This window comes from Rhodobium gokarnense, assembly GCF_025961475.1.
GTDB classification, from domain to species: domain Bacteria; phylum Pseudomonadota; class Alphaproteobacteria; order Rhizobiales; family Rhodobiaceae; genus Rhodobium; species Rhodobium gokarnense.
In genome coordinates this window covers 349327-375638 of sequence record NZ_JAOQNS010000003.1, presented here as the reverse complement: position 1 = coordinate 375638, position 26312 = coordinate 349327, and the positions used below count along the sequence as shown (strand labels likewise).

22 protein-coding genes are annotated in these 26312 nt (G+C 65.4%); 9 read left to right on the top strand and 13 right to left on the bottom strand.

Translation table 11 applies throughout. The features are described 5' to 3' along the window. Positions 1-119: 119 nt before the first annotated feature. From metH to M2319_RS06950, 3 genes are all read right to left on the bottom strand, one after another. Positions 120-3869 (bottom strand): methionine synthase, encoded by a 3750-nt coding sequence (gene metH / locus M2319_RS06960; RefSeq protein WP_264600718.1) that lies wholly within the window; start codon positions 3867-3869, stop codon positions 120-122. 82 nt (positions 3870-3951) lie between these two features. Further along, positions 3952-4860, bottom strand: coding sequence for a methylenetetrahydrofolate reductase [NAD(P)H] (gene metF, locus M2319_RS06955; protein ID WP_264600717.1), 909 nt, complete (start codon positions 4858-4860; stop codon positions 3952-3954). Further along, positions 4857-5897, bottom strand: coding sequence for an ArsR/SmtB family transcription factor (locus tag M2319_RS06950; protein WP_406682077.1), 1041 nt, complete (start codon positions 5895-5897; stop codon positions 4857-4859). The genes metF and M2319_RS06950 overlap by 4 nt, the downstream gene beginning before the upstream one ends. 190 nt (positions 5898-6087) lie before the next feature. Between M2319_RS06950 and M2319_RS06945 the strand changes: the two genes are divergently transcribed. The 3 genes from M2319_RS06945 to M2319_RS06935 all read left to right on the top strand — a co-directional run bounded on the left by M2319_RS06945 (position 6088) and on the right by M2319_RS06935 (position 9097). Further along, positions 6088-6531 carry a DUF1761 domain-containing protein gene (locus M2319_RS06945; RefSeq protein ID WP_264600716.1) on the top strand — a complete coding sequence of 148 codons (444 nt, stop codon included), beginning with the start codon at positions 6088-6090 and terminating at the stop codon, positions 6529-6531. Between the two features lie 448 nt (positions 6532-6979). Continuing rightward, positions 6980-8593: a BCCT family transporter gene (locus M2319_RS06940; RefSeq protein WP_264600715.1), complete on the top strand. Its 1614-nt coding sequence runs from the start codon at positions 6980-6982 to the stop codon at positions 8591-8593. A 90-nt stretch (positions 8594-8683) separates the two neighbouring features. Next, the gene (locus M2319_RS06935; protein ID WP_264600714.1) at positions 8684-9097 is read left to right on the top strand and encodes a universal stress protein; all 414 of its coding nucleotides are present in this window, start codon (positions 8684-8686) and stop codon (positions 9095-9097) included. 347 nt (positions 9098-9444) lie between these two features. Here the strand turns inward: M2319_RS06935 and M2319_RS06930 are convergent, their stop codons facing one another. Next, a complete protein-coding gene (locus M2319_RS06930) occupies positions 9445-9924 on the bottom strand; it encodes a secondary thiamine-phosphate synthase enzyme YjbQ (protein WP_406682076.1) in 480 nt (159 codons plus the stop codon). Positions 9925-10053: 129 nt separating this feature from the next. Here M2319_RS06930 and M2319_RS06925 point away from each other — a divergent pair, with 129 nt between their 5' ends. Both M2319_RS06925 and M2319_RS06920 read left to right on the top strand, forming a co-directional pair. Next, on the top strand, positions 10054-11016 hold the full coding sequence (locus M2319_RS06925; protein ID WP_264600713.1) for an alpha/beta hydrolase: 963 nt from the start codon (positions 10054-10056) through the stop codon (positions 11014-11016). A 3-nt stretch (positions 11017-11019) separates the two neighbouring features. Continuing rightward, the gene (locus tag M2319_RS06920; RefSeq protein WP_264600712.1) at positions 11020-11883 is read left to right on the top strand and encodes a thioesterase family protein; all 864 of its coding nucleotides are present in this window, start codon (positions 11020-11022) and stop codon (positions 11881-11883) included. A gap of 349 nt (positions 11884-12232) precedes the next feature. Here the strand turns inward: M2319_RS06920 and ubiV are convergent, their stop codons facing one another. Genes ubiV through ubiT form a run of 3 tightly spaced genes read right to left on the bottom strand, consistent with a single transcriptional unit; the run spans position 12233 to position 14713 of the window. Continuing rightward, complete coding sequence (ubiV, locus tag M2319_RS06915; protein ID WP_264600711.1) at positions 12233-13162, bottom strand: ubiquinone anaerobic biosynthesis protein UbiV; 930 nt, start codon at positions 13160-13162, stop codon at positions 12233-12235. Positions 13163-13167: 5 nt separating this feature from the next. Then, positions 13168-14181 carry a ubiquinone anaerobic biosynthesis protein UbiU gene (gene ubiU, locus M2319_RS06910; protein ID WP_264600710.1) on the bottom strand — a complete coding sequence of 338 codons (1014 nt, stop codon included), beginning with the start codon at positions 14179-14181 and terminating at the stop codon, positions 13168-13170. Next, complete coding sequence (gene ubiT, locus M2319_RS06905) at positions 14171-14713, bottom strand: ubiquinone anaerobic biosynthesis accessory factor UbiT (protein WP_264600709.1); 543 nt, start codon at positions 14711-14713, stop codon at positions 14171-14173. Before ubiT ends, ubiU begins: the two co-directional genes overlap by 11 nt. Positions 14714-14905: 192 nt before the next feature. Between ubiT and M2319_RS06900 the strand changes: the two genes are divergently transcribed. Continuing rightward, positions 14906-16357: a hypothetical protein gene (locus M2319_RS06900; protein WP_264600708.1), complete on the top strand. Its 1452-nt coding sequence runs from the start codon at positions 14906-14908 to the stop codon at positions 16355-16357. 273 nt (positions 16358-16630) lie between these two features. Here M2319_RS06900 and M2319_RS06895 read toward each other — a convergent pair whose 3' ends face one another. Beyond that, positions 16631-20245 (bottom strand): hydantoinase B/oxoprolinase family protein, encoded by a 3615-nt coding sequence (locus M2319_RS06895; protein ID WP_264600707.1) that lies wholly within the window; start codon positions 20243-20245, stop codon positions 16631-16633. A gap of 160 nt (positions 20246-20405) precedes the next feature. Between M2319_RS06895 and M2319_RS06890 the strand changes: the two genes are divergently transcribed. Next, positions 20406-20945, top strand: a complete 540-nt coding sequence (locus tag M2319_RS06890; protein WP_264600706.1) for a winged helix DNA-binding protein — start codon at positions 20406-20408, stop codon at positions 20943-20945. A 516-nt stretch (positions 20946-21461) separates the two neighbouring features. Here the strand turns inward: M2319_RS06890 and M2319_RS06885 are convergent. Further along, positions 21462-22076, bottom strand: a complete 615-nt coding sequence (locus tag M2319_RS06885; RefSeq protein WP_264600705.1) for a hypothetical protein — start codon at positions 22074-22076, stop codon at positions 21462-21464. A gap of 257 nt (positions 22077-22333) precedes the next feature. Here M2319_RS06885 and M2319_RS06880 point away from each other — a divergent pair, with 257 nt between their 5' ends. Then, complete coding sequence (locus M2319_RS06880; protein WP_406682084.1) at positions 22334-23032, top strand: TerB family tellurite resistance protein; 699 nt, start codon at positions 22334-22336, stop codon at positions 23030-23032. A 13-nt stretch (positions 23033-23045) separates the two neighbouring features. Beyond that, a complete protein-coding gene (locus M2319_RS06875) occupies positions 23046-23807 on the top strand; it encodes an N-acetylmuramoyl-L-alanine amidase (protein ID WP_264600703.1) in 762 nt (253 codons plus the stop codon). A gap of 7 nt (positions 23808-23814) precedes the next feature. Here the strand turns inward: M2319_RS06875 and M2319_RS06870 are convergent, their stop codons facing one another. From M2319_RS06870 to M2319_RS06855, 4 genes are all read right to left on the bottom strand, one after another. Continuing rightward, a complete protein-coding gene (locus M2319_RS06870; RefSeq protein ID WP_264600702.1) occupies positions 23815-24474 on the bottom strand; it encodes a pyridoxamine 5'-phosphate oxidase family protein in 660 nt (219 codons plus the stop codon). Positions 24475-24480: 6 nt separating this feature from the next. After that, positions 24481-24750, bottom strand: a complete 270-nt coding sequence (locus M2319_RS06865) for a DUF1272 domain-containing protein (RefSeq protein ID WP_264600701.1) — start codon at positions 24748-24750, stop codon at positions 24481-24483. 2 nt (positions 24751-24752) lie between these two features. Beyond that, complete coding sequence (locus tag M2319_RS06860) at positions 24753-25079, bottom strand: cupin domain-containing protein (protein WP_264600700.1); 327 nt, start codon at positions 25077-25079, stop codon at positions 24753-24755. Positions 25080-25194: 115 nt separating this feature from the next. Beyond that, complete coding sequence (locus M2319_RS06855) at positions 25195-26232, bottom strand: DMT family transporter (RefSeq protein ID WP_264600699.1); 1038 nt, start codon at positions 26230-26232, stop codon at positions 25195-25197. Positions 26233-26312 lie beyond the last annotated feature (80 nt).

The window sequence follows — 26312 nt, the reverse complement described above, 5'->3', positions numbered from 1 at the left end:
AATTTGGTTACCGGGGTCGGCGCGATTTTACCGATCGCGCGAATGGCAGGCATGACGGCCGCCCGGCCGGCGGCCGTCGTCGCCGATGACTGTCCGCAAATGCCTCGTTTTCCGCGGTTTTATTCCGCCGCTGCCTTGTTCTCGTCCGCCGGATCGTAATTGAGGATCGGGGCCAGCCACCGCTCGGCCTCTTCCAGCGACCAGCCCTTGCGCCTTGCATAGTCCTCGACCTGGTCGCGCTCGATCTTGCCGACGCCGAAATAGTGGCTGTCGGGGTGCGAGAGATAGAGCCCGCTGACGGAGGAGGCCGGCCACATGGCAAAGCTCTCCGTGAGCTCGATGCCGGTCGCCACGGTGGCGTCGAGGAGATCGAAGAGGGTTTCTTTCTCCGTATGGTCGGGCTGGGCCGGGTAGCCGGGGGCGGGGCGGATGCCGCGATAGCCCTCGGCGATGCGTTCTTCCTGGGTGAGGCTCTCGTCCGGCGCATAGCCCCAGTAGTCGCGGCGCACATGCTCGTGGAGATATTCGGCAAACGCCTCCGCCAGCCGGTCGGCAAGGGCCTGGAAGAGGATCTTGTTGTAGTCGTCGCCGCTCGCCTCGAAGTCCTTGGAGCGGGCCGCCTCGCCAAGGCCGCAGGTGACCGCGAAGCCGCCGATATAGTCCGGCGTGCCGGATTCCGCCGGCGCGACGAAGTCTGCAAGGGCCGTGTTCTTGCGCTCCTCCTGGCGTCCGCCCTGGCGGGCGATCTGCTGGCGAAGCGTGTAGAGCGTGGCGCGGGTCTCGCCCCGGCTGTCGTCGGAATAGAGGACGATGTCGTCGCCGGAGGCGTTGGCCGGCCAGAAGCCGACGACGCCGTTGGCCTGCAGCCATTTCTCCTCGACGATCTTTGCCAGCATCTTCTGGGCGTCGTCATAGAGCGCGCGCGCCGCTTCGCCGCGGCGGTCGTCCTCCAGGATCTGCGGGAAGCTGCCGGTGATCTCCCAGGTCGCAAAGAACGGCGTCCAGTCGATATAGGGAATGAGGTCGGCGACCGGCACGTTGTGGATCGCCTTGGTGCCGAGGAAGGACGGCGCCGGCGGCGTGTAGCCTGTGAAGGCGGGGACGAACCGGTTCTTGCGGGCGTCGCTGAGCGAGAGACGCGGACGGCGGCCGCGGCCGCGCGAATGGCCCTCGGCGATGCCGGCATACTCAGTGCCGATCTCGTTGTAGTAGTCCTTTCGGCCCGAGCCCATGAGCTTCGAGACGACGCCGACGGCGCGGCTGGCGTCCGGCACGTAGATCGCCTGGCCGCCCGTGTAGTTCGGGTGGATCTTGACGGCGGTGTGGACGCGGCTGGTGGTCGCCCCGCCGATGAGGAGCGGCAGGTCGAGGTCGCGGCGCTGCATTTCGGCGGCGACGTGGCACATCTCGTCGAGGGACGGCGTGATGAGGCCGGAAAGGCCGACGATGTCGGCCTCCTCGCTGGCGGCGGCCTCCAGGATGCGGTCGGCCGGCACCATGACGCCGAGATCGACGACCTCGAAATTGTTGCACTGGAGGACGACGCCGACGATGTTCTTGCCGATGTCGTGGACGTCGCCCTTGACGGTGGCCAGCACGATCTTGCCGTTGGAGCTTTTGCCGGTGGCGCCGGCCAGCCGCTTTTCCTCTTCCAGGTACGGCGTCAGGTAGGCGACCGCCGCCTTCATGACACGGGCCGACTTCACCACCTGGGGCAGGAACATCTTGCCGGCGCCGAAAAGGTCGCCGACGACGTTCATGCCGGACATCAGCGGGCCCTCGATGACGTCGAGCGGGCGGCTCGCCGCCTGGCGGGCTTCCTCGGTGTCCTCGGTGATGTAGTCGGTGATGCCGGCAACGAGCGCATGTTCCAGCCGCTTTTCGACGGGCAGCGCGCGCCATTCCAGATTGACCGTGCGCTTGGCGCCGGAGCCGTCGCCCTTGAAGCGGGGGGCGGCCTCGACGAGGCGTTCGGTGGCGTCCTTGCGGCGGTTGAGGACGACGTCCTCGGCGAGGTCGCGCAGTTCCGGGTCGAGGTCGTCATAGACGCCGAGCTGGCCGGCATTGACGATGCCCATGTCCATGCCGGCGGCGACGGCATAGTAGAGGAAGACGGTGTGCATGGCCTCGCGCACCGGCTCGTTGCCGCGGAACGAGAAGGAGAGGTTGGAGAGCCCGCCCGAGACATGGGCGCCGGGCAGGTTCTGACGGATCCAGCGCGCCGCCTCGATGAAGTCGACGCCGTAATTGTCGTGCTCCTCGATGCCGGTGGCGACGGCAAAGACGTTCGGGTCGAAGATGATGTCTTCCGGCGGCATGCCGACGGTTTTCGTCAGGATGTCGTAGCAGCGCCTGGCGATTGCCGTCTTGCGCTCGAAGCTGTCGGCCTGGCCGTCCTCGTCGAAGGCCATGACGACGACGGCGGCGCCGTAGCGCCGGGCAAGGCGGGCCTGTCTCAGGAACGGCTCCTCGCCCTCCTTCAGGGAGATGGAGTTGATGATGCCCTTGCCCTGGATGCATTTCAGGCCGGCCTCGATCACCGACCATTTCGACGAGTCGATCATCACCGGGACGCGGGCGATGTCCGGCTCGGCGGCGACCAGGTTGAGGAAAGTGGTCATCGCCTTTTCGGAATCGAGCAGGCCCTCGTCCATGTTGACGTCGATGATCTGGGCGCCGTTCTCCACCTGGGCGCGGGCGACGTCGAGCGCCGTCGCATAGTCGCCATTGGTGATCAGCTTCTTGAACTTGGCCGAGCCGGTGACGTTGGTGCGCTCGCCGACATTGAAGAAGTTGAGCTCTGGCGTGAGCGTGAAGGGTTCCAGGCCGGACAGCCGCAGATGGGCCGGCGGCTCGGCGAGCTTGCGCGGGGCGATGCCCTTGACGGCGTCGGCAATGGCGCGGATGTGGTCCGGCGTGGTGCCGCAGCAGCCGCCGAGGATGTTGACGAGGCCGCTTTTCGCGAACTCGCCGACGAGGTCCGACATCGCCTGCGGGCTCTCGTCGTACTCGCCGAATTCGTTCGGCAGGCCGGCATTGGGATAGGCGCAGACGAGGGTGTCGGCAACGCGCGACAGCTCGTCGATATGGGCGCGCATTTCCTTGGCGCCGAGGGCGCAGTTGAGGCCGATGGAGATCGGGTTCGCGTGGCGCACCGAATGCCAGAAGGCGGTCGGCGTCTGGCCGGAGAGGGTGCGTCCGGACAGGTCGGTGATGGTCCCGGAGATCATTACCGGAACGTCGAGCCCAAGCTCGTCGCAGACCTCGTCGATGGCGAAGAGGGCGGCCTTGGCGTTCAGCGTGTCGAAGATGGTCTCGACGAGGAGGATGTCGGCGCCGCCGGCGATCAGGCCGCGGGCGGCCTCGCCGTATGCCTTGCGGAGGTCGTCGAAGGTGACGGCGCGGTAGCCGGGGTCGTTGACGTCCGGCGAGATGGAGGCGGTGCGGTTGGTGGGCCCCAGCGCGCCGGCAACGAACAGCGGCCGTGTGACGCCGTCTGCGCGGGCCTTATCGATCGCCTCGCGGGCGAGCTTTGCGGCAGCCTCGTTCAGCTCATAGGCCAGTTCCTCCATGCCGTAGTCGGCCTGGGCGATTGTCGTGGAGGAAAAGGTGTTGGTCTCAAGGATATCGGCGCCGGCCTCGATATAGGCGCGGTGGATGTCGCGGATGGCGTCCGGCTGGGTGAGGTTCAAAAGGTCGTTGTTGCCCTTGACGTCGCTCTGCCAGTCGGCAAAGCGCGCACCGCGGTAATCCTCCTCGGAAAAGCGGTAGCCCTGGATCATCGTCCCCATGGCGCCGTCGAGGATGAGGATGCGTTCCGAGGCGGCGGCGCGAAGGGTCTTTCCGGTCTCGCTGACGGGTGCGGTCACGGTTCTTGTCCAATCATCTCTTGTCGGGCCCGGGCGCGATAGGCGCCGGGCCGCTCGGGTGTTCCTGCCGGTCCTGTCGCTTTCAGGCGGCGACCGTTTCCATATGCGGGCGAATGCCGAGCATGTGGCAGATCGCAAAGACCAGTTCGGCGCGGTTCAGCGTGTAGAAATGGAAGTCGGTGACACCGCGGGCGACGAGGTCGTCGACCTGCTCGGCGGCAACGGCGGCCGCGACCAGCTTGTGGGTCTCCGGATCGTGCTCCAGGCCGTAGAAGCGCTCGACCAGTGCCTTCGGCATGGAGGCGCCGCACATGCCGGCGAATTTGGAGATCTGCGTGAAGTTATGGATCGGTATGACGCCCGGCACGATCGGAATGAAGATGCCGGCGGCGCGCACGCGCTCCACATAGGCCTCGAACAGGTCGTTGTTGAAGAAGAACTGGGTGATGGCCCGCGTGGCGCCGGCGTCGACCTTGCGCTTCAGCATGTCGATGTCGGTCTGCCAGTCCGGGCTTTCGGGATGCCGTTCGGCATAGGCGGAGACGGAGATCTCGAAATCGGCGATTTCCTTCAGGCCCGCCACCAGATCGGACGAATAGGCGTAGCCGCCCGGATGGGCGTGGTAGCTGGTGCCGATGCCGGCGATCGGGTCGCCGCGCAGGGCGACGATGTGGCGGACGCCGGCGGCGAGATAGTCGCGCGCCACCTGGTCGACCTCTTCCTTCGTCGCATCGACGCAGGTCAGATGGGCGGCCGGTGTGAGGCTCGTCTCGCGGACGATGCGGGCGACGGTCGAATGGGTGCGCTCGCGGGTCGAGCCGCCGGCCCCGTAGGTGACGGAGACGAAACGGGGTTCGAGCGGGGCCAGCTTTTCGATGGCCTGCCACAGGGTCGCTTCCATCTTGTCGGATTTCGGCGGGAAAAATTCGAAAGATACGTGCATCTCGGGACGCTCCGGGGTGTCGTCGGTGGCCGTTTCGATGTCGGTCATCCGACCGTCTCCAGATGGGCGCCGGCACCGTCATCCGCCATCAGGAGGCGCGGATCGCGGGCCAGCCACAGGGTAACCGTCAGATTGCCCTCGCCGGCGCCGTTTTTCGCGGCCGCCGGTGCCAGGTCGCGCACGGCCTCGGTCTCAAGGCCGGCCGCGGCGCAGGCCTGGGCAATCTGGTCGTGGGAAAAGCCGAGCCGCAGATGGGCGTGCTCGGTGCGCAGGAATTCCAGGTCGTGGGGGGCGAAGTCGACGACCAGCAGCCGGCCGCCGGGGGCGAGCACACGGGCCGCTTCGCGCAGGGCCCGGGCCGGATCGCCCAGATAGTGCAGCACCTGGTGGATGACGACGAGGTCGACGCTGTCGGACGGCAGCGGCAGGGCGTAGAGGTCGCCATGGCGGACCTGGGCATCGCGGACGCCGGCCTTTTCCAGATTGGCCCTGGCGACCGCCAGCATGGAATGGTTGGCGTCGATGCCGGTGCCGCGATTGTAGAGGTCGGAAAAGAGCTCCAGCATGCGGCCGGTGCCGGTGCCGATATCGAGGAAGCTCTCGAAGGGCCGGTTGCCGACCGCCTCGCGCATCGCCTTTTCCACGGCCGTGTCCGCGGCCTGCAGCAGGCGGATGCGGTCCCACTCGCCGGCATTGGCGGAGAAATAGCGTGCGGCCGCCTCGGCATGCTCCTGCTTGACGCCGTCGAGGCGCTGGCTGTCGCCGGCGATCACCGGGTCGCTGTCGTCGATCTGGTCGAGGATGCCGCGGATGAAGGCACCGACGGTGTCGTCGTCGCTGAGCCGGTAATAGGCCCAGGCGCCCTCCGGCAGCCGCTCGACCAGGCCGGCCTCGACGAGCAGCTTCAAATGGCGCGAGATGCGCGGCTGGCTCTGGCCGAGAATGGCGGTCAGGTCCTTCACCGTCAGTTCGCCGCGCGCGAGCAGCGCAAGGATGCGCAGGCGCGTGACTTCGGCGGCGGCCTTCAGGCTGCCGAGCAGGACATTGGTGGTGAGCTGGCGTTTTTGCAGCATTATCTGTCGCATCGCTTCATGGATATAAAGATATCTTTATACCTATTTCACGGGCGATGCAAGGCCTGCCGGCGGGAGAAGAAGCAGTGACGCGCTCACGAAGCGGTGACGCGGGGCCGGCTTCGGTCGTGCTAGGGATCATTGTAGAAGCAATCGGGCGCCTCAAAGGGGCGACGGATCACCGCGGCGCCGGCCGCCGCGCATGACGGAGGGAAACGGGATGATCTTTGCCGGCATCAACTATCTGGCGGTCCTGGCCGCGGCGATTACCGGCTTCGTCGTCGGCGCGGTCTGGTACGGCATTCTCGGGCGGCACTGGATGGCGGCGGCGGAGATCGATCCGGCGCGGCTGAAGGGCGAGGGTGGGGGCAACCCGCAGAAGGGGCCGATGCTGGTCGGCGCCGTCGCCAACCTCATCATGGCCTTCATGCTCGCCGGCGTCATCGGCCATCTCGGCCAGGACACGGTGACGGTGCGCAACGGCATCATCTCGGCGGCCTTCATCTGGGCCGGCTTCGTCGTCACCACGCTCGCCGTCAACTACGCCTTCCAGGGCAAGAAGGTGCTGTTGACCGTCATCGACGGCGGCCACTGGCTCCTGGTGCTGCTGATCCAGGGCGCCGTGATCGGCTATCTCGGGGTCTGACCGGCGCGAAAGGTGGCCCCGGGGCATCGCTCCGCGGACATCGTTCTCCTCGTCCGCACGCCGATGCTGCATTGCAGCATCAGCGCTGTGCCGGTTACCGGTTTTTCCACAAGGGCGCGGGCGGCGCCTGGTGCCGGCGTTGACCGGCGGGCCCGTTCCGTGCAACCCTCTGGATACAAACCCGTTTTAGCGGGCCCTCGATGGTGCCCGTTTTCCCGGCGATCTTCACATCTTCAGATTGCAGACGGGGCTGCCGGGACGGCCCGAGGCCGTCGTTCGCCAAGGCATTGGAGTCGGAGACGGAACACCGGTTTCCGAAATGCCTTCCTAAACTGGCAGGCGGCAGGGGTATTTCCTTTGGGGATGCATGAGGTCGGCATATGTGCGGCCGACCCATCGCTCGTGCGCATGCCAGACGCCAAGTCGACGATAACAAGAGGGGAGCGCAATGACGGACCAAACCGAAAGCGACTACCAGATCGAGACGGATACCGACTACGAGGTCGGACAGGACAACGTCCAGCTACTCGGTCTCGACATCCACAATCCGGTGTTCATGATCTCGGGCCTTTCGATCGTCGCCTTCGTCGTGGTGACGCTGATGTTCCAGGCCGAGGCGACGGAATTCTTCGGCTGGCTGAGGCCGTTCCTGACCTCGACCTTCGACTGGTTCTTCCTGTTGTCGGCCAATATCTTCGTGCTGTTCAGCATCCTGTTGATGGTCTCGCCGCTCGGCAAGGTGCGGCTCGGCGGCGCCGACGCCGAACCGGAATACAGCTATCTCGGCTGGTTCGCGATGCTGTTCGCCGCCGGCATGGGCATCGGGCTGATGTTCTTCGGCGTGTCGGAACCGATCTCACATTTCTCGTCGTCGCTCGGCGGAACCGCGATCGAGGCCGGCGCGCGCACCGACTGGGCGCCGCTCGGCGGTGCTGTCGGCGATATCGAGGCGGCGCGTAATCTCGGCATGGCGGCGACCATCTTCCACTGGTCGCTGCACCCCTGGTCGATCTACGCCGTCGTTGCCCTGGCGCTCGCCTTCTTTGCCTACAACTACAATCTGCCGCTGACCCTGCGTTCGGCCTTCTATCCGATCTTCGGCGACCGGGTGTGGGGCTGGACCGGCCATATCATCGACACGCTGGCGGTGTTCGCGACGCTGTTCGGCCTTGCCACCTCGCTCGGTTTCGGCACCGAGCAGACGCTCGCCGGCCTCAACTATCTGTTCGGGGTGCCGACCGGCAATTTCGCCCGGGTGGTGCTGATCTCGGTCATTACCGCGATGGCGCTGATCTCGGTGCTGCGCGGCCTCGACGGCGGCGTCAAGGTGCTGTCGGAGATCAACATCGCGCTGGCCGCACTGCTGCTGGTCTTCATCTTCCTGGTTGGCCCGACCATGGACATTTTCGACACGATGGTCGCGGGCGCGGCTGCCTATGCGAAGGACCTGCTGCCGCTGTCGAACCCGTTCGGCCGCGAGGACGCCAACTTCTCGCAGGGCTGGACCTCGTTCTACTGGGCCTGGTGGATCTCCTGGTCGCCGTTCGTCGGCATGTTCATCGCCCGGGTGTCGCGCGGGCGCACGGTGCGCGAGTTCCTGTTCTGCGTCATCGTCATCCCGACGCTGGTCAGCATCGTCTGGATGGCTGCCTTCGGCGGCACGGCGATCGAGCAGGTCGCGGCCGATCCGGAAGCCGGCGTCAAGTCGGCGGCGCTGCCCCTGAAGCTGTTCGAGATGCTGAAGGACCTGCCGCTTGCCTGGCTGACCTCGTTCCTCGGCATCATCCTCGTCGTGGTGTTCTTCGTCACCTCGTCGGACTCCGGCTCGCTGGTCATCGACACCATCACCGCCGGCGGCAAGACGGATGCCCCGGTCGCCCAGCGCGTCTTCTGGTGCACCTTCGAGGGCCTGGTCGCTGCGACCCTGCTCCTGGTCGGCGGCTCGCAGGCGTTGACGGCGCTGCAGGCGATGGCGGTCTCGACCGGCTTTCCGTTCACCATCGTGCTCCTGGTCATGTGCGTCAGCATCTTCATGGGCCTGCTGAAAGCCAGCAAGGCCTGACACGCGGCTCTCCGGACCGCCGACGACACGCCTTTGCCGGCGCGGCGGTCCGGTTCCGTCGAAGCACGAGACATTTGCGGGAGGACAATCATGTACAAGAACATCATGGTGCCGATCGACCTGGTCCATCAGGACCATCTCGACAAGGCCATCGCCACGGCGGTCGACATCGCCAAGCTCTACGGCTCGACCATCACCTTCGTCGCCGTGACGGCGACGCCGCCCAGCAAGGTGGCGCACAACCCGGAGGAATTCGCCCGGGTGCTGGAGGAGTACACCGCCGGTGTGCGCGCCAAGTACGACATCGACATCGCGGCCAAGGCGCTGGTCAGCCACGACCCGGCGGTCGATCTCGACGAGACCCTGAACAAGGAGCTCCACGCCCTCGGCGCCGACCTCGTCATCATGGCTTCGCACGTCCCCCATTTCCGGGAATATGTGTTCGCGTCGAACGCCGGGTTCCTGGCGGGGCATACCGATGTGTCGGTGATGGTGGTGCGGTAGGGGTTTTCGGCCGCGGCCGGGCGTCGGCGGTGGTCAGCCCGGTTTTGAGCACGCTTCCTGTTCCGTCATCGCTGGCAAGGCAAACCTTGTCGCCTTGTGGCAAGCGGTTCGGTAAAGCCGCGATGCCGTGCCCCCTGCCCTGGATTGCTTCGCTGCGCTCGCAATGACGGAATCTCCTTTGGTCTCAACGTCATTGCGAGGGTCCGAAGGACGGGGAGCGGCGCGTGACGCGAGCCTGGGAAGGCCGACGCGGCAATCCAGGTACGGCGTCAGCTCGGTCCATCGATAGGAGATGTCCGGCCCGTCAAGGCTTCCGGGCGACGCGCGCCTGCGTCAACGGCGCCCCCTCAACTCCCCAGATAGTGCAGCGTAACGGTCCGCCGGTGCGGGCGGGCGCGGTGCTCGACCACATAGACGCCCTGCCAGGTGCCGCGGTCCATGCGCCCGCCGAGGACCGGGATGGAAAGGCTGACGTCGGTCAGCGCCGACTTGATGTGGGCCGGCATGTCGTCCGGGCCCTCCATGGTGTGGATCCAGGGCCCGTCCTCCGGCGCCAGCAGGTCGAGGGAGGTCAGGAGGTCGTGCTGGACGTCCGGGTCGGCATTCTCCTGGATCGTCAGTGAGGCAGAGGTGTGGCGCAGGAAGGCGGTCAGCAGCCCGTCGCCGGCCTCCACGCCGGAGAGCCAGTCGTCGATCGCCTCGGTGATCTCGACCATGCCGCGACCCGTCGTGCCGACCGTCAGCCGGGTCATCGCCTGGCGCAGCGTGACGCTCGTCGTCGTTGCCCCGTGGTCGACCCTGACGTCGGCGCGTGATGTCCGGTACATGGCTGCTGTCCTTTCCGGCGTTGGTCTGGCGCTTGGATTGTCGCCCGCAAGAGGCTAGCCTCGCCGCGACCCTTTCTTTCCCTTTCTAAGATTCCGCCCCGAGCGGACAAGATAGCCGCAAACGAGCTCATGATCACAATCGATTCCGCCCCTTTCGACGATGCCGCCGTTTCAGCGGAAACCCGCGCCTTCAACGAAGAGCTCCTGGAAAAGCTCTCCGCGCTGCCGGACCCCTGGCAGGTCGAGCCGGCCCTTGTCCGCCAGACGCGGGCGGAAGGCGGCGGGCCGTTCCCGCTGCCGGAAAAGAGCCCGCGCGCCGAGACCGTCACCATCCCCGGGCCGGGCGGGCCGATCCCGATGCGGATCGTCGCGCCGACAGGCGCCCCGCGCGGCGTCTACCTGCACTTCCACGGCGGCGGCTGGACGCTCGGCACCACCGACCAGCAGGACGATCGGCTTTTGGAAATGGCCGACAATTGCGGCCTCGTCGTCGTCTCCGTCGACTACCGGCTGGCGCCGGAGCATCCCTATCCGGCCGGCCCGGACGACTGCGAGGCGGCCGCGCTCTGGCTCGTCGAACACGCCAACGAGTTCCTCACCGACCGGCTGACCATCGGCGGCGAATCAGCAGGCGCCCATCTTGCCGTCGTCACGCTCGTTCGGCTACGCGACCGGCACGGCCTGACGCCGTTCTGCGGCGCCAATCTCGTTGCCGGCTGCTACGACCTTGCGCTGACCCCGAGCGTGCGCCGCTGGGGCACGGACAAGCTGGTGCTCAATACCCGCGACATCGAGATGTTCGTCGCCCATTTCCTCTCCGGTCCGAAACGCGACGTCGCCGACCCGGACATCTCGCCGATCCATGCCGACTTGTCCGGCCTGCCGCCGGCGCTGTTTTCCGTCGGCTCGCGCGATCCGCTGCTCGACGACAGCCTGTTCATGGCGCAGCGCTGGGCATCCACCGGCAATCCGACGGTCCTCGACGTTGCGCCCGGCGGCTGCCACGTCTTCCAGGCCTTTCCGATTGCCATCGCCCGGGAGAGCCGCAAGCGGATCGATGCCTTCCTCGCCAAGGCCGTGGCGGGGGCCTGAGCGATGGCGAGGAGCACGGGGGCCATCGAGACCGTCCGCAGTGTCGTCAACACCTGGGAGTGTGACGAGAACGCCCATATGAACGTGCAGTTCTATTTCGCCCAGTTCGACACGGCCGGGCGGCGTTTTGCGGCCGAGACGGGCCTTAGCGAGGCGCGCACCGGCCCGCGTCTGGTGCGCCATGTGCGCTACCACAAGGAAATGCGCGCCGCCGAAACGCTGGTGGTGACCTCTGCGGTCGTCGACGGCGGACCGCACCCGCTGACGGTGATGCACGAGATGCACGACCCGGTGACCGGCCGGCTGGCGGCAACGGCGCTCGACGGCTTCGCCGTCCAACCGGGCGGCGCATCGGAGTTGCCGACCGTCATCGATTTCGAGACTGCGGCGCCGCGCAGCTTTGCCGCCGAGCCGCATCCGGCTGGCGCAACCAGCGAGGCGCTTCTGGCCAATGGCGGCAGCGTCACCTTTCGCGGCGCGATCCATCCGCGCCAGGCGGATGTGAACGGACGGGCGCTCGACCAGACCTACATCTCCTGCGTTACCGATGGGGCGCCGCATGCCTGGGAGCATGGCGGGCTGAAGGCCCGCTGGCTCGCCGAACAGGGCTTCGGGCGGGTGGCGATCGAGATGAAGCTGACGGTGTTCGACGGGCTTGCCGCCGGCGATCTCGTCCACATGGTGACGGTCTTCACCGGCGTCTCGCGCAAGACCTTCACCTTCACGCACTATCTGTTCGAAAGCCGCACCAACCGGCTTGCCGCTGTCACGGAAACGGCGGGCCTCGCCATGGACCTTTCCACGCGCAAGGCGGTGGAACTGCCGGCCTTCGTCCACGAGCGCATCGCGGAACTGACGAAGGGGTGAGGCGCCTGCTTGGTGGCGCGGCCTATCGCGCCGCCTGTCTATGCCGCCAGCTCGGCTCTGGATTGCTTCGCTTCGCTCGCAATGACAGGGCGGCTTTTTCACTCCCCTTGTCCAACCCTCGTCGTCACCCCGGACTTGATCCGGGGCCTATTGCCCCTCTCCACGCGGTATGCCGTTGGCGATTGTGTGTGAGCGTCCGAGAAAGGGTCGACGGCGCTGCCGCGACAGATTGGGGCTACCGTTCCGAGATGGGCATTGGATACCGGGTCTGCGCTTCGCTCCGCCCGGCATGACAGGAGAGAGCAATTGGTGGGGCAATGATGCCTCTCCCGAGGAAAGCCGAGCCCCCTCAGTGCACCACGCTGTCGGCGTCGATGAAGCGATAGCCGGGCTGCTGGTAGAAGAAGCCGTTGGCGAGCGGGGTGTCGCCGACCAGCTCCTTCAGGCTCTCTTGGCCTTCCGCCGCGGTGATCTCGCCGTCCATTGCCGCGCGGTAGACCTTGGCGACGGCGATCATGTCGACGTTCTGGGGCGACAGGCGGAAGCGGGCGACGCCCATCCGGGCGAGGTCCGGCAACTCCGCGATCAGGTCCACATAGTCGTTGGAGAGCACCTGGACGCCGTTGATGGTGAGGAACGGCTGGCCTTCCAGTGTCCTCAGGTTCAGCCCGTCCGGGTCGTTCTCGCAGACATACTGGCAGGTGTCCTTGATCTTGTCGTGGGCGCGGGCGTGGTAGCAGCGGGCCGACAGGGCGAGGGATTGGCGGCCGAAGACCTGGACCTCGACGGTGCAGCCGAGCGCGTTCGCCTCCTTCGCCACCGCCTCGATGGCTGTCGCGCGCATTTCATGCGGCACGCAGAAATTCTTCGCCCCGCGCCTGGCCAGGGTCTTCACCACCTCCTCGTTATAGGTGTTGAAGAGCGGGCCGATATTGTGCGGCTTTCCGGTCAGGTGATAGAGACCCGAGGCGTCGTTGACCTCGACCAGGTGGTCCTCGATGGAGCAGATGCTTTCCACGATGCGGCGGTCGTGGGGCAGCATGACCTCGGCGAGGGTTGAGAACACCACCGTCTTGCCGCCGGCCTCCAGCCGTTCCATGACCTCGCCATAGAGCGGCTCGAAGAAGGGCGCGCGCTTGTAGCAGATGGTCTCGCCGATGACGACGGTGTCGACCGGCGCCTCGTCGGCGATTTTGAAATAGAAGTCGCGCCAGGCGTCGGCCTTCCAGTTGTAGAGCACCGGGCCGAGGGTGAGCTCTCCGGAAATCTTCTCGGTCACCGTTATTATCTCCACGTCTTGGTCTTGAAGGCGCCTTCGGTCTGCTTAGCGCCTTCGGTCAGCGCGATGAGGTCGGCGAGCTTGGGGTCGCGGCCCTCCATCAGCGCGTCGACCGCATGGCGGAAGGCGGAGACGACGGCCTTGACGTAGGCGCGGCTCCGCTGCCTTCCCTCGATCTTCAGCGCCGTGACGCCGGCCTTCATCAGGTCGGGCAACAGGGCGGAGAGGTTGAGGGTGCGCGGCTCCTCAAAGGCGTAGTAGCCGCAGGTGCGGTCGTTGGTCAGGTACCGGCCCTTGCAGATGGTCGGGTAGCCGGCGGCCTCGCCGGCCTCGAAATGGTCGACGGCGAAGCGGCCGAGCCGGGTCGTCAGGTTACGCTCGTCGTCCTCCACGTAGCGGATGTGGTGGGCGGGCGAGCAGGCGCCGTCCATGTTGGTGGATTCGCCGGTGACATAGGTGGAGAGCGCGCAGCGGCCTTCCTTCATCATGCCGATATTGCCGAAGACGAAGGCCTCGATCTCGCAGGGAATCGCGTCGTGGACCTTCTTGATTTCCGCCACCGTCAGGATGCGCGGCAGGACCACGCGCCGGACGTCGAACTCGCGGCAGAAATAGCGGATCGCTTCGGGCGAGGAGGCGCCCGCCTGGACGGACAGGTGCAGCCGCTGGTCGGGATAGGTCTCGCGCACATAGTTGGCGACGCCCACATCGGCGACGATGATCGCGTCGATGCCGAAGCTGTGGGCATCGTCGACCGCGGTCTTCCAGATGTCCGTGCTGCCGCCCGGCGGGAAGGTGTTGCAGGCCAGAAGGACCTTGGCGCCGCGCTGGTGGGCGTAGTCGACGGCCTTTTCCAGCTCGGCCGGCGTGAAGTTGAGGCCGGCGAAGTTGCGCGCGTTGGAGGCGTTCTGGAAGCCGCAATAGACCGCGTCGGCGCCGGCATCGACAGCGGTGCGCAGGGCAGCGGGCGTGCCGGCGGGGCAGACCAGTTCGGTCTTGGTGAGGGTTTCAGCGGTCATTGTCGGGGGTCCTGATCTTGCGAAGCTTCTCCAGCGCCTGCATCGCCGGGGCCGAGGCCGGGCCGAGCGCGCCGACGACGTTCTCCACGATGCTGCCTTCCAGGTCGTCCATGGCGTTGCGCAGCGTGACGATCGCCTCGGTGTCGCCGTTCAGCTTCAGATCGCGGCTGAAGAAGAGGGCGTCGCCGTCGAGCCTGCCGTCGATCATGTCGAGCAGCGTCAGGAAAGTGCCGGCGATCGAGCAGTCATGGGCGATGTCGGCGCCGCGGCGGTAGGCGGTGAGGCTCGGGCGCACCGGATCCGGCACCAGCACCATGACGAAGGGCAGGTTGGTCGGATCGATGAGATAGCGCCGGCGGGCGCAGGCGCCGAGCCGCTCAAACACTTCCGGGCGCGTCTTCGCCACATGGGTGACGATGCGCTGCAACACCGGCTGGACGATCGGAAGCGGCAGCGGCGCCAGCAGGAAGCGCGGCAGCCTGGAGAGATCCGGCGGGGTGAACGGCGGTTTGGCGGCGATCGATTCTGTCATGACGTCTTGACACTAACCGGGCTTTGAGGGGGTGGAATTGACCAGCGTCAAAACCTAGCCCGAAAGGACAACATTGGTCAGGGGGCTGCATTGTCGCGGGGGCGGGAGGGAGGATGGGGCGCGGCGTTGCACGCCTTGCGTGTTTTTGACCGGCGCGGCAGGATCACAGCAAATGGATGGGGGGGTAGCTAGATGGATGGGGAAAAGGCGGCATCGGCCGCTTTTTGGAGCTGGGACGCATGGGGTGAGCCAGCCGTCGTTCTTGCGGCGGTCGCCATCGCAACATCTTTCCTTTTTGGTCTGCTCGGTTTTCTTCCGGGATGGCAAAAGCGCTTGGAAGAACTTCTCGACGACAAAGACGACCGGGCCGACATCAAGGCGCAATTCGCGGCCAAAACGCGGTTCGATGCCTATCAGGCGCGCATTTGGCGACTGAATAGGTGGCTGCAGAAGTTCTTCGGGCCGGCAACCGGACGTTATGCTTTTCTCCGGTGCTCTCAGATAGCAATAATTTATCCGATTTTGCTTTTCGCAGCCGCTTGGCATTTTGGCGGAAATAGAAATCTTGGAGAGGTAGTAATTTTTCCAGAAATACATGAAGCAGAGGCGCGACGTTCGTATTTTTACTCGCTTTTAGGGCTGGTTTTTTCTTTTTTGATTTTATTCTTGTATCGAAGGAAATTTACTTTATTTATATTGCGCAACATTGATATTGTTTTTTCAATAATTTTTCGCCGAAATATCATATTTTTTAAAACTGAATTTACGCGCTTTCCATTAAATAGCGAGGTATTTTTAACTGCCATTTTGATTATTGTATTATCAATATACGCTAACTCACCAGAAATGATGTTTGTTTTGTTTTCTATAACATCAATTTTTTTTGTAGTTGAGGCAATTATTTTGAAAAAAAATTATCTTTTCATTTTTGGATATATAATGAATCTCATCGCAACTTCTTTGATTTTTTTTAATTCAAACACAGTGTCAGAAACATATTTATACGCTATTGCCAGTATGACATTCTTCAGTATTTTGCCAGTACTAAATTCAATATTCGATTGGGCATCCTGGATTGTAACGCGTATTTTCCTTTTGAGGATCGCTCGTCACACTAGCCGAGCGATGGCTTGGCTTTTCCTCCTGTTTGAGCTGATGTTGGATTTAGGTGCGGCTGTTTTTTTTCTTGTTTTACTTTCTTTATTTCTACCTAATACAATGGAATGGGTAAATATATTTTACGTGAAGATTGGATTGCCTGTTGTCGATTGGCGCACTCAGTTAGATGCGGCCGTTAGTGCTCCATTGACAGAAGGACTTCTGGTCACAGGCATGCTGGCGACGACGCTGATCCCGACGGTCATTCATCTGACCGTCGGATTGACCGCGTTGCCTCTCGCGTTCAATCGCTCGTCGCGTCGGCTGGCCGCGGCCATTCCCGATGATCCGGCTCAACCTATCAGGGCGAGTGCGCGACACGCCATCGTCAGAGCCCTGCAATGGCGCCGGTTCTGGCTCGTTCCGGCATCGCTTGTGACGGTCGGCTTCCTCTCCCTGCTGTCGTACACCGCCTATGCCTTCCACCTGCCGTTTGGGCGGATGTTGGCTGACTTAGCGCTATGGAGCACGTCCTGGGCGCAGTAGGGCCGGCGCGAATGCCGCTCTGGATTGCTTCGCTGCGCTCGCAATGACGGATTTTCTTTTATTTTCAGCGGCATCGCGAGGAGGCGAAGGCGACGCGGCGATCCAGACTGGGGCGCGAGAACCGCGACGGGCTACCGTGTTTCGACGGGCAATAGGCCCCCGGTCTCACTTCGTTCGCCCGGGCTGACGGCTGAGGTTTGGCGCTCGCGCCTTGACTTAAGCGGGCGGTCGCGGCGAACGTTCGCGGCCGCCCGGAGAGAGGGGTGAAAAACCCTACCCCTCCCCATACCCCCCGCTCGTCGGCGTCACCACTGTCACCGCCTCGCCGGGCTCCAGAACCGTCTGGTCGCAGCCCTGGAGTTCTTCCTCGGTGCCGTCGTTCCTTCGGACCAATGTGTGGCCGACGTCGCCGGGTTCGCCACCCTTCAGCCCGTGCGGGCGGACCTTTCGGTGGGAGGAGAGGATCGCGCATTCCATCTTTTCCAGGAACCGGATCGTCCGCTTCGTGCCGTCGCCGGCGGTCCATTTGCCCTTGCCGCCGGAGTTCTCCCGGATGTGGAAGTCTTCCAGCAGGACCGGGAAGCGGAATTCCAGGACTTCCGGGTCGGTGAGGCGCGAGTTGGTCATGTGGACGTGGACGCCCGAGGTGCCGTCGAAGCCCGGGCCGGCCGGCGAGCCGGAGCAGATGGTCTCGTAGTACTGGTAGGTGTCGTTGCCGAAGGTGAGGTTGTTCATGGTGCCTTCGGAGGCGGCCATGGCGTCGAGCGCGCCGAAGAGGGCGTTGGTGACGTGCTGGGAGGTCTCCACATTGCCGGCGACGACGGCGGCCGGATAGGCCGGCTTCAGCATCGAGCCTTCCGGGATGACGATGTTGATGGGCCGGAGGCACCCGGCATTCATCGGGATGTTGTCCTCGACCATGACCCGGAACGCATAGAGGACGGCGGCGCGGGCGACCGGCTCCGGGGCATTGAAATTGTTCGGCTGGACGGGGCTGGTGCCCGAAAAATCGACGGTCGCCTCGCGCTTTTCGCGATCTACCGAGATCTTGACCTTGATGACGGCGCCCTGGTCGGTCGGGTATTCGAACTCCGAATCCTTCAGGGCGTCGATCACCCGGCGCACGCTCTCGGCCGCATTGTCCTGGACGTGGCCCATATAGGCCTTGACGACGTCGAGGCCGAAATGGCCGACCATCTTCTTCAGCTCCTGGACGCCCTTTTCGTTGGCGGCGATCTGGGCCTTCAGGTCGGCGATGTTCTGGGTGATGTTGCGCACCGGATAGCGGTGGCCGGTCAGCACCTTCGTCAGTTCCTCCTCGCAGAAGCGGCCGCGATCGACGAGCTTCAGGTTGTCGATGAGGACGCCCTCCTCGTCGACGGTGGTGGCGAGCGGCGTCATGGAGCCGGGGGCGGTGCCGCCGACATCAGCGTGGTGGCCGCGGCTCGCCACCCAGAAGAGGATCTTTTCCTTGGCATCGTCGAAGACGGGGCTGACGACGGTGATGTCCGGCAGGTGGGTGCCGCCATTGTAGGGCGCGTTGAGGGCGAAGACGTCGCCGGGCGCCACGTTGCCCTCGTTGAGGCGGATGATGGTCTCAACCGAGCGGTCCATGGAGCCCAGATGCACCGGCATGTGCGGCGCGTTGGCGACGAGGCTGCCTTCTTCCGAAAAGACCGCGCAGGAAAAGTCCAGCCGCTCCTTGATGTTGACCGAATAGGCCGTGTTCTGCAGCGTCACGCCCATCTGTTCGGCGATCGACATGAAGAGGTTGTTGAAGACCTCCAGCATCACCGGATCGGCCTCGGTGCCGAGGGCGACGCGCTTCGGCAACGCCTTGACGCGGGTCAGGACGATGTGGTCGAGCGGGTTGGCCTCGGCGCGCCAGCCGGGTTCGACGACAATCGTCTGGTGCGGCTCCATGATCAGGGCCGGGCCGTCGACCGCGCATCCCGGTTTGACTGCGTCACGCATATAGACCGCAGCATCGTGCCACTCGCCCATGGAATAGACGGAGGTGGTGCGGACCGGTTCCGGGGCCTCGGTGGCGGGCTCCGCCTCGCTTTCCGCGCGGGCGGCCTCGGCGCCGATCGCCTCCACTTCCAGCGCCTCGCAGACGATCGGCTTGTCGTCGATGGCAAAGCCGAACTGCTGGCGGTGCGCTTCCTCGAAGGCGGCAATCATCTCGCTGCGGTCTTTGAGGTCGACGGCAATGGTGGTGTCGCTGCCCTCGTAGCGCAGGTGGGCGCGGGGCTCGGTGCGGACGTGCTCCGGCGCCATGCCCTGGCCCTCGACCTCGGCGCGGGTGATGGCGGAAAGCTCGTCGGCGAGGGATTGCAGCTCCGGCATCAGGGAGTCGTCGAGGCGTTTGACGACGGCCTGCTGGCGGTCGGCGCGGATGTCGGCAAGGCCCATGCCGTAGGCGGAGAGAACGCCGGAGAGCGGGTGGATCAGCACCCTGGTCATGCCGAGGGCATCGGCGACCATACAGGCGTGCTGGCCGCCGGCGCCGCCGAAGCAGGTGAGCGCGTATTCGGTGACGTCGTAGCCGCGCTGGACGGAGATCTTCTTGATGGCGTTGGCCATGTTTTCAACGGCGATCTTCAGGAACCCGTCGGCGACCTCGGCCGGCTCGCGGCCGTCGCCGATCTTTGTCGCCATGTCGGCAAAGGCGCCCTTGACGGCGTCGGCATCGAGCGGGGCGTCCTGGCCGGGGCCAAAGATGGCGGGGAAAAAGTCCGGCAGCAGCTTGCCGACCATGACGTTGGCGTCGGTGACGGCGAGCGGGCCGCCGCGGCGGTAGCATTTCGGGCCGGGATTGGCACCGGCGGAATCCGGGCCGACCCGGAACCGCGCGCCGTCGTAATGGAGGATCGAGCCGCCGCCGGCCGCGACCGTATGGATGCGCATCATCGGCGCGCGCATGCGGACGCCCGCGACCTCGGTCTCGAAGGTGCGCTCGAACTCGCCGTCATAGTGGGAGACGTCGGTGGAGGTGCCGCCCATGTCGAAGCCGATGATCCTGTCGAAGCCGGCCATGCGGCTCGTCTCCACCGCGCCGACGACGCCGCCGGCGGGGCCGGAGAGGATCGCGTCCTTTCCCTGGAAAAGATCGGCGGCGGTGAGCCCGCCGGATGACATCATGAACATCAGCCGCGGGCCGGCGATGCCTTTCGCGCTCTCGTCGGCATCGAGCTCGCCGGCGACCCGATCCACATAGCGGCGCAGGATCGGCGAGAGATAGGCATCGACGACGGTGGTGTCGCCGCGGCCGACGAGCTTCATCAGCGGCGAGACCTCGTGGGAGACGGAGACCTGGGTGAAGCCGATCTCGCGGGCGGTCTCCGCGACCGTCTTTTCGTGCTCCGGATAGGCGTAGGCGTGCATGAAGACGATGGCGAGGGCGCGAATGCCGGCGTCATAGGCGGCCTGGAGGTCGGCGGCGATCTTTTTCCGGTCGGGGGTCGCCTCCACCGTGCCGTCGGCGCGGACCCGTTCGTCGACTTCGACGACGCGCTCATAGAGCTGTTCGGGAAGGATAATTTCCCGGGCAAAGATTTCCGGGCGGGCCTGGTAGCCGATGCGGAGCGCATCCCTAAAGCCGCGCGTGATGACGAGCAGCGTGCGGTCGCCCTTTCGCTCCAGCAGCGCGTTGGTGGCGACGGTCGTGCCCATCTTGACGGCGGAGATGCCGCCGGAGGGGATCGTCGCGTCCTTGTCGACGCCCATCAGGTCGCGAATGCCCTGGATGGCGGCGTCGGCATAGGCTTCCGGGTTTTCCGACAGCAGCTTGTGGGCGCGGATATCGCCGTCGGGCGTCCTTGCGACGATGTCGGTGAAGGTGCCGCCACGGTCGATCCAGAAATCCCACTGTGCGTCTTGGCTCATCGTCTTCGCGCTCCCGATTGCGGCGTGCCGGCCATTCCAGCCGGCGAAAGGTGTTATATCGATAATTTATAGATAAAATGACGATAAAAAATCAAGCAAGAGTGGACAGGTTTTGCACCCGTTGGCTATTCTCGGCCCAAAGAAGGGCGAGGAAACGGCGATGAGCAAGGCACAAAACGACAAAGGCGAAGCGCGGCGGGTCGGGCCGGTGGTCTCCTCGGCCCATCTGGCGGCCGGGTCGGCGCCGGCGCTGTCGGAGCTGGAATTCGCACTCACCATGTCGAACAACGCCTTCCACCGCTGGATGGTGCGCTGCATGGCGGCGGCCGGGCATCCGGGGCTCGGGCCGCTCGACATCCTGGTGCTGCACATCGTCAACCACCGCGACCGGGTGAAGACGCTCGCCGACCTCTGCCTCGTCCTCAACATCGAGGACACGCACACGGTCGTCTATGCCATCCGCAAGCTGGAGGCGGCCGGGCTCGTCGCCTCCGGAAAGCGCGGCAAGGAAAAAACCGTGGCGATCACGGAAGAGGGCGCGACGGCGTGTGCCGCCTATCGCGACATCCGCGAGGCGCTGCTTGCCGACGCGGTTTCCTCCATCGGTTTCGACCAGGCGGAGATTTCCCGGCTGGCGACCCTGCTGCGCGCGCTCTCCGGCCACTACGACCAGGCGGCTCGGGCGGCGGCGAGCCTTTAGCTGGGGCGGTCTCTGGCTTCAGACACTGCGATTGGGTCGCCGACGCAGTTCAACGGACATCAATACCGGCACCGGGCCGCCGTGCGCACGCAAGGCGGCACAACACTCCGCCGTCACCCCGGCCACCGAGCCGGGGTCTATTGCCCCTGCCGGCGCGGTATGCCGTTTTTTTCGAAACCAAGCCTTGATGCGGGGACGGGTCGAGGCAAGGGTCGATGTGGGCTACACCGGTCGATAGGGACAATGGGTCCCGGCTCTCCGCTGCGCTTCGGCCGGGATGACGCGGAGTGTGGGGCGGCCGTGGGCGCCTCTCTTCAGGTGCTGTACTGGATCGCGTCGCTGCGCTCGCGATGACGTCGAGCTGTCCGGGTGACTCCAACCGACCACTAAATTGCTTTGCTCCGCTCGCACTGGACATATCCCATCGTAGCGCGCTGCAGCCTGCAAGCCTTTCAAAAAAGAACGGGCGACCCGAAGGCCGCCCGCTCAGCAAAATCTGGCCGTGACGCCTGACGCTTACTGCGCCGTCTTGGTATCGTCGGTGACGGCGTCCTCGGTGGATTCCGCCGCGTCCTCAACGGCCTTGGCGGCATCGTCAGCCGCTTCCTCCGTGGCCTCGGCGGCGTCCTCGGCGGTTTCCTCAGTCGCTTCGGCGGCGTCGTCCACGGCCTCTTCGGTCGCCTCGGCTGCGTCGCTCGCGGCGTCTTCCGTCGCCTCGGCGGCGTTCTCGGCCGTTGCCGCCGCGTCGTCGGCGGCTTCATCGGTCGCCTCGGCGGCATCGCCGGTCATGTCGTTGATGGCCTTCATGGCGTCGTCGCCGGCCTTCTTGGCGGCATCCATGGCCTTTTCGCCGGCTTCCTTGGCGGCGTCCATGGCGCTGTCCGCCGCCTCGCCGGCGCCATCGGCGGCCTCCTTGGCCTTGTCGCTGATCGCCTTGCCGGCGGCCGTTGCGGCCTCGCCGGCGGCGTCCATCGCCTCGCCGGCCTTCTGCATGGCCTCGTTGGCCTTTTCGGACGCTTCGGTCTGCGCGTCGCTCGCCGCCCCGGTGTCGGTGGTCTCCTCCTTGCCGGAGTCGTCGCAGGCCGCCATCAAGAGACCGGTGGCAAACACAAGAGAAAGGATCTTTTTCATGGTCATTCCCGATTGGTTGGTCACGTCGGTCCGCCTCACGCGGGAGCCGTTCGGTAGCATGGTCCTTAACAATTAGGGTGCAAATGCGACGGCGGTATTGCCCGATGCGTGTATTTTCCCGGGCTGCGGCAAATCGCGACATCGCGTTGCCGTGGAAACGGGAAACGGCCGTCGCATTCGGACGATGCGCTTTTGTGGGACGGGCAATCGACATTTTCGGGCTGCATTCGGCCCGCCGCCTGTCCTATGGTCGCGCCATGGCGATTTGGGACCTTCTGGAAAGTTTTGCATCGGGGATCATGTCCGGTGGCCAACGGCTCATCGACGCGGTCTACGGGATGATGTCGTCGGGCGGCTCGGCTCGGCGCCAGGTCGCGTTCACCGTCGCCATGATCGCGCTGACGGCAAAGATGGCCAAGGCCGACGGCGTCGTCACCGAGGACGAGATCTCCGCCTTCTCCGAGCTGTTCGACATCCCGGCCGGCGAGGAGAAGAACGTCGCCAGGCTCTTCAACCTCGCCAAGCAGGACGTCTCCGGCTACGAATACTACGCCCGCCGCATCGCCGGTATGTTCGCCGACGAGCCGCAGGCGCTGGAGGACATCCTCGACGGGCTCTTCCATATCGCCAAGGCGGATCACGTGCTGCACGAGGGCGAGCTTGCCTATCTGAAGCGGGTGTCCGAGCTTTTCGGCTTCGACGCGCACCATTTCGGCTGCATCAAGGCGCGGCACGTCCACCCGGAGGCGTCCGACCCGTACATCATCCTCGACATCGACCGTTCGGCCTCCGAGGAGGAGCTGAGGCGGCACTATCGCCGGCTCGTCAACGAGACCCATCCGGACCGGCTGATCGCCCGCGGCGTTCCCGAGGAGTTCGTGACCATCGCCAACGACCGGCTGGCTGCGGTCAACGATGCCTGGACGCGGATCCGCCAGGAGCGGGGGATCCGGTGATGCGGGGCGCGCGATGAGCCTTGTTGCCGACAGCCGACATGCCGACAGGCTCATCGCTTCGCCGAATTTCAATGTAAGGCGCGGGGTCGACGCGCCGGACCTCCTGATCCTGCACTACACCGGGATGGAGACCGCGGACGACGCGGTGGAGCGGCTGACGGCGGCGGGCAGCGACGTCTCCTGCCACTATCTGGTGTTCGAGGACGGCCGCATCGCGCAGATGGTCGCCGAGGCCGAACGCGCCTGGCATGCCGGCGTCGCCTCCTGGGGTGGGGCGTCGGACATCAATTCGCGCTCCATCGGTGTCGAGATCGTCAACTCCGGCCACGATTACGGTTATCCCGATTTCCCGGGCATCCAGATCGAATCCGTCACCGCATTGTGCAAGGACATCTGCGTGCGTCATGCACTGAAGGCGCAGCATGTGCTGGCCCATTCCGACGTCGCGCCGGGGCGAAAGCGCGATCCGGGCGAGAAATTTCCCTGGGGACGGCTGGCGGAGGAGGGCGTTGGCCACTGGGTCGCGCCGGAGGCGGCGGGCGTCGCGGCAGGCCCCGGTCCCGGCGACAGCGGGCCGGAGGTCTCGGCGCTGAAGGCAGCGCTTGCCGACTACGGCTATGGCGTTGACCGCGACGACGTCTTCGACGCGGCAACGTTCGATGTGGTCGTCGCCTTCCAGCGCCATTTCCGGCCGGAGCGGGTCGACGGCATTGCCGACCGCTCGACCGTGACGACTCTCCAGCGGTTGCTGGCGGCGCTCACTCCGGTCGGCTGATTTCGGGCTATCCGGCCTTCCCGGTGAGGGCGGCGACGGAGGCAGGCACCTCGACGCCGGGCAGCAGGCGCGAATCCCCCTCCGGCGCGCCATAGGTGGTGCGCAGGGGAACGACGCCGCCCCAGACGGGCGTATCGTAATCCGACTCCTCGTCGATCGGCTCGCCGGCACGGACCTTCGCAGACGCCGCCTCGATCTCGATGGCGATGACGCCGGTGGCCTTCACCTCCTTGTCCAGCATCGGCCGGACCTCGGCCCAGCGGCCGGGCAGGATATGTTCGGTGACGATCTCAAGGGCGCGGGCGTGCTCGTCGGCATCTTCGACCTTGCGTGCCGTCCCGTGCACTACCACCGAGCGGTAGTTCATCGACGAGTGGAAGGCGGAGCGACCGACGACGATGCCGTCGGCGAGGGTGACTTCCAGGCAGGCGGGGACGCCCTTGGCGAGTTGCTTGATGAGCCGGGTCGCCTTGGCGCCGTGGACGTAGACCGTCTCGCCGTCGCGGCCGTGGATCATCGGGATGACGACCGGTCGGCCGTCGACGACGAAACCGACATGGGCGATCAGCGCGGCATCGAGAATGGCTTGCACGGTGGTGCGGTCATAGTCGGCGCGGTTGCCGACCCGAACCTTGTTGCGGCGGTCGACGGAATAGGTCTCGGTCATGGTCTCTCACTCTCGGGGAGAAGCGCTCTCTGCGGCCGGGCCGGCGCAGCCTTCCGGCGTCAGGATGCGGGTGGTGGAGGCGGGGTAGCGTTCGAGGCTTTCGGCGAGCCGGCGCGGGCGGGCGAGGAGCTCTCCGCCGCAATTCGGGCAGGTGCCGCCAAGGTCGTCGGCGCAATCGGCGCAGAAGGTGCATTCGAAGGTGCAGATGCGGGCCTCCGCGCTCTCCGGCGGCAGGTCGCGGTCGCAGCATTCGCAGTTGGGGCGGAGTTCCAGCATCGTCAGGCCTCGCCGCCGACCGGGCCGTAGAAGATCACCCAGACGGCGAAGTCGTCCGAGAAATCGAGGAAACGGTGCTCCGCGCCGGCCGGCGCAAAGAGCGCATCGCCCGTTGTGAAGGGCGCCGTTTCGCCGGCGCACTCAAAGGTGCCGCTGCCGGAGGCGACGACGTAGATCTCGTCCTGGTCGTGGGGCGTCTGGCGGTCGACCTTGTCCGGCGCATAATAGCGCAGGCTCATGGAGCCGTATTCGAAGAGAAGCGCCGAGGCGCGGTCCGGGCTCAGGGGCGCAGCCCTGGCGGCTGCCAGCGGGAAGGCGAAGGTGTGCATGGCGGGTTCCGTCTTCAAAATCGGTTCTATTCTTTGGTCAGAATACGGGAATAATAAAGAACCGCTTTTTGAAAAGACTGCGGGCCAATCGGGCCCGCCGCGTCACTCGGCCGCGTCACTCGGCCGGGTCGGTCGCCCGGCTTGAGGTCTCCCTCCCGCGCCGGCGGTTGCCGGCGATGAGGAGCCCGTAGATGGCGACGAAGACGACGGCCATGGCGGCGAGCTGATAGGTCTTTATGGCTTCGCCGAGGAAGAGGACGGCCAGCACCATGGTGAGCGCCGGGGCCGGCACCGTGATGGAGCTGGCCAGCGACACGTCGATGGAGCGCACGGCATAGAACCAGAGGACCAGTTCCAGCGCGTAGACCGCGCCCATCAGGGCGGCGATCTCCTGGTAGGGGCCGTTGAAGGCATCGTCGAGGAGGCGGCCGGGGCCGTCGGTCGCGAGCATGATCGCGGCGAGGAAGGCGGCCGAGACGGCGACGCGAAAGAAGGTGATCTGCAGCGGCGAGATCGGTGTGGCGCCGATCTCTTCCTTGATGATGACGTGGGCGACGCTCCACAGGAAAGGGATGGCGACGGCCAGCAGGAACCACAGGGAAAGGCCGGCAATCCGCCAGGTGCCGCCGGTGGCGAGATAGGCGAGCGCGCCGATGAGGAGGATGGTGAAGGCGAGTTCGGCAAGGCTTTTCCTGCGGTGAAGGAAGATCCGTTCCCAGAGCATGGCGAACAGCGGATAGGCCTGGACGGCAAGCGCCATCGCGACGGCACCGGCCCGCTCCGCCGTCAGCACGTAGAGATAGGTGGAAAGGCCGAACATTGCGCCGGTGCCGATGATGGTGGCGATCGTGCGATTGCGCTGCTGCCTGCCGAGGGCGGCGGCGAAGATGCCCGGCCGCCCGGCGACAAGTTCGCCGACGACCAGCGGCAGTACGGCGACCACCTGCCAGAGCGACAGGAACACCGCGAAGCTGAGGGCGTCGAAGCCGGCCGGCCGGCTGTTGGAGATCACCGGCATGACGCCGAGGATGGCAAGGCAGGCAAAGGCAAGGGCAACCCCGACGCCGACGCTTGCCGCGGCGTGGTGGACCGTACGCGTCGGGCCGGCCGGCGAAGGATTGGCGGCTGCGGCGGGATCGGCTGTTCGGGACATGGCGGCTCCCTCCCGGAGTTCGCGGGCGCGCCCGCGTCCAAATCGACAGGCTCCATGGATTCGCCAAAATTGGTTCTGTG

Coding starts and splice junctions, on each gene's coding strand:
- metF (WP_264600717.1), bottom strand. CDS start 4,860: ATGACCGACATCGAAACGGCCACCGACGACACCCCGGAGCGTCCCGAG.
- M2319_RS06950 (WP_406682077.1), bottom strand. CDS start 5,897: ATGCGACAGATAATGCTGCAAAAACGCCAGCTCACCACCAATGTCCTG.
- M2319_RS06945 (WP_264600716.1), top strand. CDS start 6,088: ATGACGGAGGGAAACGGGATGATCTTTGCCGGCATCAACTATCTGGCG.
- M2319_RS06940 (WP_264600715.1), top strand. CDS start 6,980: ATGACGGACCAAACCGAAAGCGACTACCAGATCGAGACGGATACCGAC.
- M2319_RS06935 (WP_264600714.1), top strand. CDS start 8,684: ATGTACAAGAACATCATGGTGCCGATCGACCTGGTCCATCAGGACCAT.
- M2319_RS06930 (WP_406682076.1), bottom strand. CDS start 9,924: ATGTACCGGACATCACGCGCCGACGTCAGGGTCGACCACGGGGCAACG.
- M2319_RS06925 (WP_264600713.1), top strand. CDS start 10,054: ATGATCACAATCGATTCCGCCCCTTTCGACGATGCCGCCGTTTCAGCG.
- M2319_RS06920 (WP_264600712.1), top strand. CDS start 11,020: ATGGCGAGGAGCACGGGGGCCATCGAGACCGTCCGCAGTGTCGTCAAC.
- ubiU (WP_264600710.1), bottom strand. CDS start 14,181: ATGACCGCTGAAACCCTCACCAAGACCGAACTGGTCTGCCCCGCCGGC.
- ubiT (WP_264600709.1), bottom strand. CDS start 14,713: ATGACAGAATCGATCGCCGCCAAACCGCCGTTCACCCCGCCGGATCTC.
- M2319_RS06900 (WP_264600708.1), top strand. CDS start 14,906: ATGGATGGGGAAAAGGCGGCATCGGCCGCTTTTTGGAGCTGGGACGCA.
- M2319_RS06895 (WP_264600707.1), bottom strand. CDS start 20,245: ATGAGCCAAGACGCACAGTGGGATTTCTGGATCGACCGTGGCGGCACC.
- M2319_RS06890 (WP_264600706.1), top strand. CDS start 20,406: ATGAGCAAGGCACAAAACGACAAAGGCGAAGCGCGGCGGGTCGGGCCG.
- M2319_RS06885 (WP_264600705.1), bottom strand. CDS start 22,076: ATGAAAAAGATCCTTTCTCTTGTGTTTGCCACCGGTCTCTTGATGGCG.
- M2319_RS06880 (WP_406682084.1), top strand. CDS start 22,334: ATGGCGATTTGGGACCTTCTGGAAAGTTTTGCATCGGGGATCATGTCC.
- M2319_RS06875 (WP_264600703.1), top strand. CDS start 23,046: ATGAGCCTTGTTGCCGACAGCCGACATGCCGACAGGCTCATCGCTTCG.
- M2319_RS06870 (WP_264600702.1), bottom strand. CDS start 24,474: ATGACCGAGACCTATTCCGTCGACCGCCGCAACAAGGTTCGGGTCGGC.
- M2319_RS06865 (WP_264600701.1), bottom strand. CDS start 24,750: ATGCTGGAACTCCGCCCCAACTGCGAATGCTGCGACCGCGACCTGCCG.
- M2319_RS06860 (WP_264600700.1), bottom strand. CDS start 25,079: ATGCACACCTTCGCCTTCCCGCTGGCAGCCGCCAGGGCTGCGCCCCTG.
- M2319_RS06855 (WP_264600699.1), bottom strand. CDS start 26,232: ATGTCCCGAACAGCCGATCCCGCCGCAGCCGCCAATCCTTCGCCGGCC.